This is a genomic window from Microcoleus sp. LEGE 07076 (genome assembly GCF_015207455.1).
Classification (GTDB): domain Bacteria; phylum Cyanobacteriota; class Cyanobacteriia; order Cyanobacteriales; family Microcoleaceae; genus Microcoleus.
Genome location: NZ_JADEWV010000168.1, coordinates 1 through 12,994 on the forward strand (window position 1 = coordinate 1; position 12,994 = coordinate 12,994).

The 12,994-nt window shown below is 46.0% G+C and carries 9 protein-coding genes; 3 read left to right on the top strand and 6 right to left on the bottom strand.

The genetic code is table 11. The features are described from left to right. Window positions 1–119: 119 nt before the first annotated feature. The 4 genes from IQ270_RS22465 to IQ270_RS22485 form a co-directional block, all read right to left on the bottom strand. Complete coding sequence (locus tag IQ270_RS22465) at window positions 120–6,821, bottom strand: glycosyltransferase (RefSeq protein ID WP_228056596.1); 6,702 nt, start codon at window positions 6,819–6,821, stop codon at window positions 120–122. Window positions 6,822–6,939: 118 nt separating this feature from the next. After that, window positions 6,940–7,560 (bottom strand): class I SAM-dependent methyltransferase, encoded by a 621-nt coding sequence (locus IQ270_RS22475; RefSeq protein WP_193975422.1) that lies wholly within the window; start codon window positions 7,558–7,560, stop codon window positions 6,940–6,942. Window positions 7,561–7,595: 35 nt separating this feature from the next. Further along, complete coding sequence (locus tag IQ270_RS22480; protein ID WP_193975423.1) at window positions 7,596–8,408, bottom strand: cephalosporin hydroxylase family protein; 813 nt, start codon at window positions 8,406–8,408, stop codon at window positions 7,596–7,598. A gap of 105 nt (window positions 8,409–8,513) precedes the next feature. Beyond that, entirely contained in the window at window positions 8,514–8,693 is a 180-nt protein-coding gene (locus IQ270_RS22485; protein ID WP_193975424.1) for a hypothetical protein, read from the bottom strand. Between the two features lie 249 nt (window positions 8,694–8,942). Here IQ270_RS22485 and ftsH3 point away from each other — a divergent pair, with 249 nt between their 5' ends. Further along, on the top strand, window positions 8,943–10,781 hold the full coding sequence (ftsH3, locus tag IQ270_RS22490) for an ATP-dependent zinc metalloprotease FtsH3 (protein WP_193975425.1): 1,839 nt from the start codon (window positions 8,943–8,945) through the stop codon (window positions 10,779–10,781). Window positions 10,782–10,959: 178 nt separating this feature from the next. Here ftsH3 and IQ270_RS31320 read toward each other — a convergent pair whose 3' ends face one another. Further along, on the bottom strand, window positions 10,960–11,217 hold the full coding sequence (locus tag IQ270_RS31320) for a type II toxin-antitoxin system RelE/ParE family toxin (RefSeq protein ID WP_193975426.1): 258 nt from the start codon (window positions 11,215–11,217) through the stop codon (window positions 10,960–10,962). After that, entirely contained in the window at window positions 11,210–11,527 is a 318-nt protein-coding gene (locus tag IQ270_RS22500; protein WP_228056597.1) for a hypothetical protein, read from the bottom strand. Before IQ270_RS22500 ends, IQ270_RS31320 begins: the two co-directional genes overlap by 8 nt. 176 nt (window positions 11,528–11,703) lie before the next feature. On the opposite strand from IQ270_RS22500, the gene IQ270_RS22505 reads away from it, so the two are divergent. Further along, a complete protein-coding gene (locus tag IQ270_RS22505; RefSeq protein WP_193975427.1) occupies window positions 11,704–12,342 on the top strand; it encodes a bifunctional 4-hydroxy-2-oxoglutarate aldolase/2-dehydro-3-deoxy-phosphogluconate aldolase in 639 nt (212 codons plus the stop codon). Between the two features lie 100 nt (window positions 12,343–12,442). Then, window positions 12,443–12,958: a L,D-transpeptidase gene (locus IQ270_RS22510; RefSeq protein ID WP_193975428.1), complete on the top strand. Its 516-nt coding sequence runs from the start codon at window positions 12,443–12,445 to the stop codon at window positions 12,956–12,958. Window positions 12,959–12,994 lie beyond the last annotated feature (36 nt).

Here is a 12,994-nt window from a genome sequence, read left to right on the forward strand (position 1 = left end):
GGGCACGAGAGCGGGCACTGAATATGCAATGTTTATTTGCACAACAGCTTATAACATCAATTTAATCCTGAGATTTGAGACTAACAATTAATCCCAAATCTCAAAAAATGCACCCTTTCTCACCCAACAGCCACCTTCACCGCAGCCCCAACAAACTGCTCGTAATCTTCCAACAACCACGGCGGCAAACAACTATTCGCATCCTGAACCTGCAACTGCCCGGGGCGACAAAACAGCATTGCTGCCAACAAATTATTCACAGCATTAGGCCCTCCAAACCCTTTACTCAATTCAGCAACCAACGATTTGAAAAACGCGCGATCGCTCTCATTCAGAGGCTCATTAACAAACCCGCAGCCCAGCAGAGCCTTGTAAGCCTTACCAAAATCGCTCCGGTACAACATTTCTAATTGTTCCCCAGAAACACTCAGCCACAAATCAGCAATTTGCTTGCGAATTAACCGCAAATCTGCGATCGCCAATTCAGCCGTCGGGTCAATTTCATAAAAATTGACAGCAGCAGTTAATTGATTGAGTAACTGCGGTAGATAATCTTGTTTCACAACTGTTTTTTCGCTGGCGGCAAATGCACTCTCAAACACATTTTCGTAATCATCAATCAACCACTGTGGCAAGCGGGTGCGAGCCTCGGGAACCCGCATTTTTCCAGGCACAAAATACAGCATTGCACCCAGCAAAGCATTGATAGCTTGAGGATTCACTAACCCTTTACTAATTTCTGTTAATTGCTGCAAAAAATTCTGTTCTGCTTCCGTCATTGACTCGGCTTGCAACCCGCAGCTAAGTATTGCTTGATATCCCTTACGAACTTCGCCTCGGTAAACTGTTTCCAGTTGTTCTGAAGGCACAATCAGCCAAAAATCAGCCAGTTGTTTGCGGATTTGGCGTAGTTCCAAAACTACCGATGCGTCAGCAGGATCGATGCGATAAAGATTCACGCATCCTAACAGTTGATTGGCAAATTGCGGAGAATGAATGTATTGGGCTAGCAAGTCAGAACTAGACTCAGACTTGACGGCACCTTCTGTCTCAAAAACTTGTTCGTAATCTCCAATTAACCAGTGAGGTAAACGGTTGCGAGCGTCGGGAATTCGCATTGTTCCTGGTGGAAAATACAGCATCGCCGCCAGCAAAGCATTGACAGCTTTGGGATGCACTAACCCTTTGCTAATCTGCGTTAATTGCTGCAAAAATATTTGCTCGCTTTCGATCATCGGTTGACGTTGAAAGCCGCTTTCGAGCAGGATTTTGTAGCTGTTACCGGGCGCACCTTGGTAGGATGTTTCGATATTTTCTGCGGGAAGGTTCAGCCAATAATCAGCAATTTGTTTGCGAATTTGACGCAGTTCGGATATTAGTGAAATGTTTGATGAGTTTCTCTGGTAAAGCTGGACGGCATTCGAGAGTTTCTCGCCCAAATCGGCTGGTTTGGGAATGCTATCCTGCAAGCTGCGGGCTGCTTCTAGGTGGCTGCTTTGCCAGTTGCTAAAGAGTTTTTGGAATAATTTGCCGATCGCCCCCGAATATGCCACACTATCAAAACAAGCAGGATTAGCCTGCATTCTTTCCTTAATTTCCTGCCGTTTTTGCTGCCGCAACTGCGAGTTAGTGCCCAGATTAACAGCTAATTCAATGTAAGATGCCTCGTCACGCGCAATTAAATCTGGCATTTGCAACTCCCGCAGCATCGCCGCACCTTGGCGGAAGCGCAAAGCATTTCCCTCCACAACCACCGCCGGCAATCCTACTTGCAAAGGGTCAATTAATGATGTAGCCCCAGCGTAAGGAAAAGAATCGAGATAAACATCTGCTAGCTGCAAAAACTCTTTGACATCCGCGCGGCTTGGCAGTTGTTTTACAAACCGCAAGCGGTTGTTATTCACGCCGTATTTAGCGCAGACAGCATTCAGATTGTTGACAAAAGGTGTCGCTGGATAAGTCCGAGTCCAAGCCGGCCCGAAGGGATATAAAATCAAGATTGAATTGGGTACAGCAGCTAAAATCTTTACCCAAGTTTCTCTCAATTCCGGCAGAATTTTGTAGAAGTTAGCGCCGGAAACAAAAACAGTTGTGTTGTCAGAAATGCCGAGACTTTGGCGCGTAGGTTTGACTGTAGCTACTTCCGATTCGGTGGCGTATTTGAAACAAAAACCGCTGCCTTCGAGAACAGCCAACTGTTCGCAATATTGGGCTTGATAACTAGCATCCGGCGCAGTAAATTGACCTGCGATGTAGTAATCCATGTGCCTGATTCCGGTGGTTGTTGGGGAACAAAAAGATGTAGTTTGTACCCTGGCCAAACGGTGCATTGCTAGGGAACCGACTGGTTTGTTGATAGCTGTTAAATTCGTCCCGAAAAACAGGATATCTAAGTCGTCGGCGCGGATGGTTTGGACTTGCAGCCCAAAGTCTTTCGGGAGTGCAATTAGTTTGTCGGCGCGACTTTGACAGTATTGTTCTAATTGGTGGCCGCTAGTGTTGAGCGCGTACAGGTAAATCTCGAACTGGTTGCGGTCTAAATGCTCGAAAACCGGGATAGTGGCGAAGGTTTCGGTTTGCGGCGCGAAATGGTCGCTGATGATGCCGAGGCGGATTTTTGTGCGCGCGGACGATCGCGCCGGGAAGATACAATCAATAGAACAACCGCGATTTTTGAGCGCAAACTCGATAATCTCTGCCCGTTTTGTGTAAATATCGCGCAGGTTTTCTGTTGTAAAGTACAGCGGGATAAAGTTAGCGATTTGCGCGAACAACACACCAATATTCTGCCAAAGCGGCGAAGCGACATTTTTGAACAAACTCCTATGTACGTAATCAATCCATCCTCGGATAAATTGATAGTAACTCTCTGCTTCTCCTTTGGTTTGAAAAAGGTTCGGACAGGCAAACATAAATTTCAGATATTCGTTGGCAAACCAGTTGGGAATGGTAGCGCGATCGTAGTTAATTGGCAGTTGGTCGGCGCGACGGTACAGCATCGCTGCGAGCAGGTAATTGATAGCTTTCGGGTCGTTAAATCCTTTCGCCACGTTGGCCGCTAATTCCCTCGCAAAAATCTCTTCTGCATCGGTTAGCGGTTCATCTCTAATTTCGCTGACAAGCAGGGCTTGGTGCTGTTTTCCTGTATCGCCCGCAAAGGCGCTAGCCACTTGTTCGGCTGGTAAATTCAGCCAAATATCAGCAATTTGTTTGCGGGTAGGTTGACTGTTTACCTCAGCAGGTGTGTTGCTTGAATCTTTTGGTTGCCGATCGACAGAACTCGAAAATCCGGTAGAAGGTTGATGAGATTCCCCAAGCAATAGCAGTGAAACTAATGCTTCTTTTAGTTGGGCGGATTGACTGCATTTTAGTCCTTCTCGAATTTGAGCGATCGCCGCCTCATATTCTCCGTCTGTTAGGAGTTTTTTAGCTGTATCCAAAGCATAGAAAGCATAATGTTCTCTGGCTTGATTCGATAACTTATCGGCGATCGCCCTTGGCAAATACGATTGAGAAATGTCGATCGATCTTCGCACATCAGCAATTAGCCCGCCAGACTTCAGCAAGCGAGTATTGTCTGACGAAGTATGTTGGCGATACCAAGCCAGCGGTTCCGGTTCGTACCAAATCGGATAATGCACCGCAACTCGCTTCCACATCTCCCAATCAGAAGCAGCACCAGCTTGAGGGCAGAAACCGCCCAAACTTTCGTAAACACTGCGTTTAACTGCGATCGGAGAAGCTTGCAGCCGACACATCACAATAACCTGTTCCAACCAATCAGTCAGTACCCCAGGAGTTTCTCTTTCTAACCAAGATACCCAACGCTGATTTCCCGCTTCATCTGTATAAATGTGGCGACAAAAAGCTGCACCCACACTCGGTTCTTTTTCTATACCTTCTCGCAAGCGGCTGTAAAATCCCCGCAACACAACATCGTCGTCGTGCAAAATGTGCACCCACTCACCGTGCGATCGCTGAATGCACAGATTAAAGATAGCCGTTTGACCGATATCTTGCTCTGGATGTCGGTAAAAATTAACTCGTCCACCGCCTACAGCATTAACAATAGCCTCCATTTCATCTTGAATAGATTGGTTCGAGCAATCGTTAACAACTTCTATTTGCATTTCCTCAGCATTAGGAGCCTGTTGCAGCACACTTTTTAACGCTTGCTCCAAATATTTTACCCGGTTGTAAGTCGGAATCATCACAGACCAAAACGGTCTGCGAATATTAGAAGCAACAGGAGAAATTTGGGCAACTTCTAAAGCTAAAGTTGGAACAACAGCAACAGCAGCAACATTCACCGCTGGTTTTTGCCCTCCAGCTAACAGTCGCATCCACTCTGCCGTCTGAGTAGCGTCAGTCATCCGATTTTTAACTTCAGAACTCAATAAATTGAAGTACGCACTGTGTAAAATTTTATCGTGCAATCTTTGGACATCTTGCACAATTTCTCCCTTCAGCAAGTTTTCTCTGGTCAGTTGATTGAGGTGAACGCGCCAGTGCGATAAACTTTTGTTTACAAAACCAATTTTGTAGTGGCTCATTATTCTGAACCACATTTCAACATCAACTAATTGCTGCAATTCTACATCAAAAAATCCGACTTTATCGAAAACATCCCTTCTCATCAAAACTGTACTCGGTTCTCCAATTTTATTAATCGGATTGTTCAAAAGATTAGGATCTGCCAGCAGTGTTTTCCCATCTTGTACCGACTGCAAATTTGACCAGTTTTGAGATATTTCTAAAGCACCTCTACCGATTGCTTGGCAAGCCGCATCCGAGTTAGCGTCTCCTGCTAGCAAAACTCCCCGCCGCGAAAATACCAAACCTATTTGCTCGTCTTGTTCTGCTAAACTCACCAGCTCGGCAATACAATCCGGTTCTAGCAAATCATCTTGACATAACAGCTTAATATATTTCCCTTTTGCTTGAGAAATACAGTGATTCCAATTTTTAACTAATCCAAATTTCTGGTGAACCGAAAAGTTGAACTCGCCGGGAAACTTGTCAGTTAGTGACCTAGCGATCGCCATTGTGCGATCAATCGAACCGTCATCCGAAATAACAATTTCTAAATGGGGATAAGTCTGAGCCATAGCGCTAAAAAGTGCCTCGCTCAGATATTTCTCGCCGTTATAAGTAGGAATGCAGATGCTAACTAAAGGCTGCATTCTTTCGACCGGATTTAACTGTTCGTGCAGCTTTTTCACTAGACTTTGGCTGAAGCAGGGGTCGCGCTCTATTAAACTTTTCCACCTTGACCACATCAATTTAGAGGCTGCTTCCTCAATCTTTAACTGTTCATCATCAGTCAGTTCAAACGCCCAACCTTTTAATTCTTGATGCCATACTTTTGCCTGACTTATATAGACATTGCGATAGCCCTTAGCCATCATTTTTAAACACAAATCAACATCGCCAAATACAATCGGTAAATTTTCATCAAAACCGCCGCTGCTGGTAAATACTTCCCGGCGGCACATCAAACAAGCTCCCGTAACCGCCGAGACGTTATTAGCAAATCCTATATGTACCATGTCCTCATACTGCAATACCTTGCTAACTCCCTTGTAGGCATGACTGGCAATCCCGTTCACACCTAAGATAAATCCTGTGTTTTGGATAGAATTATCAGGATATAGCAACAGCCCTCCCACAGCGCCAATTGACCGTCTTTGAGCTTGCTCGACCATACCATTGAGCCAGTCTTTATCCCTAATTTCGGTATCGTTATTTAAAAAGAGTAAGTAATCTCCTTGCGATTTTTCTACTCCAAAGTTATTGATGCGAGAGTAATTGAATGGAATATCTAATCGGTAGCATTTAAACTTAGTTGGTTGTAGAGTTAGCCACTTGTTGATAAACTGACTTGTTTCAAATTCAACACTGCCGTTGTCTATTACCACTACTTCGTAATTAGGATACGAAGTCTGGGCAAAAATTGATTCTAAACATTTATTTAAAATACTCCCAAAATCCCTGGTAGGAATGATGATACTAACCAGTTTGTAACTCTCGATCGCGTACCGAACAGTATAATGACCGGGGTAATTTTGATGCATTATAACTTGTCCGGGTTCACCTCTTCTGTGAATTGTATCTGTGATGGCTCTCGCTGCTGCTTCGTAGGCATAAGGTTTGGCATCCCTGGAAGCAGAGGCAGATTCGGGGTGAAATCTCCAGTGGTAAAGGATTTTAGGTATGTGGAATATTTTGTTAGTTTTTTCGGTCAGCCTCAAAACCAGATCGTAATCTTGACTGCCATCATAATCTGCTCTAAATCCACCGATTTCGTTAATTAGCGATCGCCGATAAGTACCCAGATGGCAAGTATACATCCGAGACAAAAATGAATCGGGACACCAATCTGGCTTGTAACAGGGAAGACAAAAATTGTTGTGTTCATCTACCTTATCTTCATCGGAATAAATCATGTCTGCATCAAGATGCTCGTTTAGCAGCATTACCACTTCTTGCAACGCATCTGCGGTCAGCAAATCGTCGTGATCTAGCAGCGATACAAACTCACCAGTTGCTAATTGCAGTGCCGAATTTGACGCGCGAGATATGTGACCGTTTTGACTTCTAATAATTCCCTTAATCCTTGCGTCTTTTGCTGCGTATTCTTCTAAAATTCGCTTGACATGAGGCTGGGTTGAAGCATCGTCAGCAATGCACAATTCCCAGTGAGTGTAGGTTTGATTTAAAACAGATTGAATTGCTTCTCTCAAAAACTGCTCGGGTGTATTGTAAACTGGCATCACAATACTGATAAGCGGCTGATAGCTCAACTGATTTGTATAATTCATCTTTGGGAAAACCTCTGTGTCAAATAATTTATTTTGAGCTTGTCTTGAAAAATGCTGCTGTTAACAGCCAATTACTTAAGGTACGAGTAGTTGTCAAGTGCTATAGCGGTTCGATCGCTCACGGTACTCGGTAAGCCACCCAAAACCCGTTTCCTACCTTGCTGTCAGGGTCTTCAGTGCCTAGCAGTTGCCAATTCACAACCGGAATGCCGTCATTAGCTGTTTTGAGATTCTCAAAGAATTTTCTCAGAGTTGTTGATGTAAATTTCCAGTAATGTCCGCCTTTACCACCGTATAAATTCTCTGGTGGAGCAGTCTCTATCGTCCATTTTTCTCGGTGTGCTTTAACTAATCTATCGTAGGTAGATAGGGGACGATTGTCTCCGGCGAGAGCATCCGGCTGCGGGACAATCATCACCACATATCCCCCTGGCTTGAGAACTCTTTGCCATTCTAATAAAGCAGATATGGGATCGGGAATGTGTTCAAATACGTGGCTGGACAAAACAAAATCTTGACTTTTGTCTTTGACGGGAATGTTGTCTGCTTCGCCGTACATATCGATTTTTGTCGGTTCCTCTCCCATGTTAACTTGGTTGTCTTGAAACAAATCCTCGTCAAATTTGGGAGCAACATTAATTGCATTCACGCCGTAGGGATTGTGGGAGGCTGCTCCCAGTTCGACTCCTGAGAGTCCTGTTAATAACTGGAGGGTTGGTTGGTGCAGTGGAAATTTCATGGCTATCTTTTACTTGCAGTACAATGTTAAAATATTTAGCGCCGAATCAAAAACCCAGCAGTTGCAAAAGTAAAGCCAAATTTCTGTTCGCGCAAATCATCTCTTTGATAATCATCTGGGTAAATGGTAAAATATTCTTCCATTGCTTCGTATGGCCCTTCCCCCCATCCGGGCAAAACGGGGTGTCCGTTAATATTGCTATCTTCAACTACGACGTAATCGCCTGTTTGCAGTAGCGGTCGCAGCATTTGCATCTCGCCCAAAACGTGCTGCTTTTCATGGTTGCTATCCAGGATAGCAAATATCTGCCCGGGAAATTCTCTGCGTAATTCGACTATTCTTTGAGAAACTTGAGGGGCGGTTGATGATGAGAGCATTAACTCGATGCGGGGATGATTTCTCACTTGGGGATTGAGAGATGTATGGTCAATATCTACCGAAAACACTTGAGATTTATTATTGATTTTTTCCAGGAGCGAGGCAAAGAATAAAGTACCACCGCCATAGAAACTGCCAAATTCTAAGATCAAACTAGGTTTTAAATCCCAGATTATTTCTTGGTAATTCCACATATCGCAGGGAGATTTTAGTGCTTTGACTCCGGCCCATGTGGTGGTATTCCAAATTTGGTTGTTGTAGTACCACAAGTGATAGCGCAGGCCTGCGTCTGTTGTCGAAGCAAGCTGATTTTTTGAGACTTGATATTTGATTTTTCCTAACAAACACAAAGCATCTGAATTGTCTGGCTGACTGTCAATGATTTTGGTACAAATTAACTCTGCCTGAAAGTGATCGCCGCAATTATATAAATTAGTTGCAGCTATAATATTATCTGCGAATTTGTGCATATCAGTGAAAAATATCGTTATTTCGATTGCGTTACCAGGCTTTTTTCTGTGCCGAAAATGCCGATCGCCTCAAGTAAGCTTGGTAGAGTACATCAGCCAACCGCATCAGCATTCAGAAGTGTTACCGCACTGAGTCTGGCAGTTGGCTCCTGGTTGACTACTGCTAGACATTTGTTCTGCCTCAAAAACAGCAAGAGATTGCACCCATCTTACCTTTAACTCAAGCATCCGATCGGGATTTCGCGCGATCGTCATCTCGATCGCCCTTCTCCGTCTCGAACTCAACTCGTTCCCTACTCAATCTGCACATTGACAAAAATCACTCGCTCGTGTAAGCAAAAATTTACCAATTGCCAGCACAGCCTCCCATGTCCTGACGAAGTGAAGCAACGTTCGGTTTCCACCACCAAAGCTCAAAATCGCCCTAGCGGGGATTCTGGCGGAGCGCAAACAAGTTACAATTACGTTAAGATTGATGAACATAAATAAAAATTCCCAAATCACAGGGACTAAAAATTAGGAGGATCCACCTCGGTGAATAAACGCTGGAGAAACGCTGGCTTGTACGCACTGCTGGCTATTGTAGTCATTGCCTTAGCAACGGCATTTTTTGACAAACAGCCCCCAAGCCGGGAAGTTTGGAAGTACAGTCAATTCATTCAGGAAGTCGAAGGCAAGAGAGTAGACAAAATAAATATCAGTTCCGATCGCAGCAAAGCCTTGGTAACTGCTCAGGACGGCAGCAAGGTACTCGTCAACCTGCCAAACGACCCGGAACTGATCAACATCCTGACCAAAAATAACGTAGACATTTCAGTTCTGCCCCAAAGCGACGAAGGGTTCTGGGTAAAAGCCCTCAGCAGCCTGTTCTTCCCGATCCTGCTCTTGGTAGGACTGTTTTTCCTGGTGCGGCGCGCCCAAAACGGGCCCGGCAACCAAGCCATGAACTTCGGCAAATCAAAAGCTAGAGTTCAAATGGAGCCGCAAACTCAGGTGACATTCGGCGACGTAGCTGGCATCGAACAAGCCAAGCTAGAACTCGCAGAAGTCGTGGACTTCCTGAAAAATGCCGATCGCTTCACCGCAGTTGGAGCAAAAATCCCCAAAGGCGTGCTGCTGGTAGGCCCTCCCGGAACAGGCAAAACCTTGCTCGCAAAAGCAGTTGCTGGCGAAGCAGGCGTTCCCTTCTTCTCGATTTCCGGTTCGGAATTTGTAGAAATGTTCGTCGGTGTGGGTGCTTCCCGCGTCCGCGACTTGTTTGAACAAGCTAAAACCAACGCTCCTTGCATCGTATTTATCGATGAAATTGACGCGGTAGGCCGCCAGCGGGGAGCTGGTTTGGGCGGAGGTAACGACGAACGGGAACAAACCCTGAACCAGTTACTGACGGAAATGGACGGTTTTGAGGGCAATACAGGGATCATTTTGATTGCTGCTACGAACCGCCCCGACGTGCTCGATGCTGCGCTGCTGCGCCCGGGCCGTTTCGATCGCCAAGTTGTGGTCGATCGCCCCGACTTCGCCGGTCGCCTCGAAATTCTCAACGTTCACGCCCGCGGCAAAACCTTGTCGAAAGACGTTGACTTGGAAAAAATCGCCCGCCGGACACCCGGTTTCACAGGTGCCGATTTGGCCAACCTGCTCAACGAAGCTGCAATTCTCGCCGCCCGCCGCAACTTGACCGAAGTGTCGATGGATGAAGTCAACGATGCGATCGACCGCGTGCTCGCAGGCCCGGAAAAGAAAGACCGCGTGATGAGCGAAAAGCGCAAAACCTTAGTCGCTTACCACGAAGCCGGTCACGCCTTAGTCGGCGCGCTGATGCCCGATTATGACCCAGTTCAAAAAATTAGCATTATCCCCCGCGGCCGCGCTGGTGGTTTGACATGGTTCACCCCCAGCGAAGATCGGATGGATTCCGGCTTGTATTCTCGCTCTTACTTGCAAAATCAAATGGCGGTAGCCTTGGGCGGCCGGATTGCTGAAGAGATTGTCTTCGGCGAAGAAGAAGTTACGACTGGCGCTTCCAATGACTTGCAGCAAGTGGCAAGAGTAGCGCGGCAAATGGTAACTCGCTTCGGAATGAGCGATCGGCTCGGCCCTGTAGCTCTCGGTCGCCAGCAAGGGAATATGTTCATGGGTCGCGATATCATGGCCGAACGAGACTTTTCTGAAGAAACCGCAGCCACGATCGACGATGAAGTCCGCTTGTTGGTAGAGCAAGCTTACCTGCGGGCTAAAGATGTACTCGTCGGCAACCGCCACGTCCTCAACTCCTTGGCAGATATGCTAATAGAAAAGGAAACTGTGGATGCTGATGAACTGCAAAATTTGTTAGCCAACAGCGATGTCAAAATGGCAACAATTGCCTAATTGATTTGGGATTTAAGATTTAAAATTTTGGATGGAATCTAAAGTTTGAAATCAATAATTGGGGTGATTCTGGGATTGTCTGGAATCGCCCCGATTTTTTAGAGTAGGGTGCGTCGCTGCGACAATTCTCGCTATTTGCAGTTAGACTCTGGCAACGCACCCTACCACCAGATCGTCTCTAGTAAACTTCCCGCCGGTGAGCAACTTTCAGTATGAAAATGGTGAAAGTTGTATCATTAATAGTGTAAATTACCCTGTAATCGCCAACCCGAATTCGCCAGCGATTTTGCTGGCCCTTTAACTTGATACAGCCCGCAGGACGCGGGTCATTTGCCAAAGCATTAATTCTGATATCAAGCCTGTTGCAGATTTCAACAGGAACTAATCTTAGCTGTTTTTGGGTTGACTGTTGAATAATGACTTGATATTCAGACACTCAACTTCCCCTTCAATTCAAGTTCGCGTTTAAATTCCTCCCAAGGAATACCCGGTTCATCCTCTAGCCCCTCAGTCATGATGCCATCGTAAACATCTTCCCAAAGTTCGCCGTGCTTCTCGAAGTCGAGCAGCACCGCAATTTTTTCGCCTTCAGAATCAACTAAAAATTGAAAGTCTGTCGGTTCGCCGCATTCAGCCAGCACGTCTGCCCAAAATGCACTGTGTTCTTTGAGGTCAACAATTGCAGCGGTTTTGTTGCCTAGATTGTCTGTTAAAAATTGAACGCCGCGCATATTGTAGTTTGGCATATATCGGATTTAGTAATGTGTAGGGGACTTACGAAGAGATCCCCCCAACCCCCCTTAAAAAGGGGGGCTTTCAAATTCCCCCCTTTTTAAGGGGGGCTAGGGGGGATCGAGGTTTAAGACTCTCGCTGCGTAAGTCCTAGTGTACTAGAATTATAGGCGAGGCAGAATGAGTGGGTATGAATAATCAATCTTGGTTGACAAAACTAAAAAAACACCGCGCCATCGCCGTGATCCGTTCTTCCGAAAAAGAACTCGCTCGGCAGATGGCATCAGCGGTAGCAGCAGGCGGATTCCAGTTTGTGGAAATTACTTGGAACACTCAAAAAGCTGCTGAATTAATTGCCGAACTCCGCTCCGAATTCCCTACTTTTAGTATTGGTACTGGCACTTTATTAAACTTAGAACAGTTGCAGCAAGCCATAGATTGCGGCGCCGGGTTTTTGTTTACTCCGCACACCGATCTAGCTATGATTAAAACAGCAGTTGATGCGGGAGTGCCGATCGTCCCCGGTGCTTTTTCTCCCACGGAAATCGTGACAGCGTGGCAAGCAGGCGCTACCTGCGTTAAAGTGTTTCCGATATCCGGGTTGGGAGGCGCAGCTTACCTGAAAAGCCTGCAAGGCCCTCTGGGACACATTCCTTTGATTCCGACTGGCGGCGTGACAGTGGAAAATGCGAAGGTATTTATTGACGCAGGGGCGATCGCCGTTGGTTTGGCGGGAGACTTATTTCCCCAACACTTAGTGGCAAATGGAGATTGGCGGGCGATCGTCCAAATTGCCCGAACTCTTACCGAAAAGTTAACAACTTGTTAAGCCCTCTTTCCAATCTAAAATCTACAATCTACAATCTACAATAGTACAAGCTAATCTAAAATCTAAAACCTACAATCTAAAATAGTTTTGGGTGTGAAGAATGAACAGCATTATCAACTCAACTTACTTCCGCCGCGCCGGAATTTTCTGTGCCGGCTGCGCCCTCACAGTTGCTGCATTGTGTGGCGGGCAAAATCCTGCAATTGCCGGCTCGCAGCACAACAAAATTGCCAATAGAATTATGCAGTTGCAGCAATCCAGTCAGCGCTGGATTGAAATTGATTTGTCCAGACAAAGATTAACAGCTTGGGAAGGAAATAAACCTGTTTATGCGGTGACTATTTCCAGCGGCAAATCATCGACTCCCACCCGCACGGGAACCTTTGCCGTTCAAACCAAACACCGCGTTGCTAGAATGACTGGGGATGACTACGATGTGCCCGACGTTCCCTATACAATGTATTACGACGGAGGCATGGCAATTCACGGCGCTTACTGGCACAATTTGTTTGGCAATCCCGTCACTCACGGCTGCACAAATGTCGCTGTAAATCACGCTAAATGGCTGTTCAATTGGGCATCGGTGGGAACACCGGTGGTGGTGCACAAATCTTAAATTTTGGGAATTGGGGATTGGGAATTGGTTATTTGT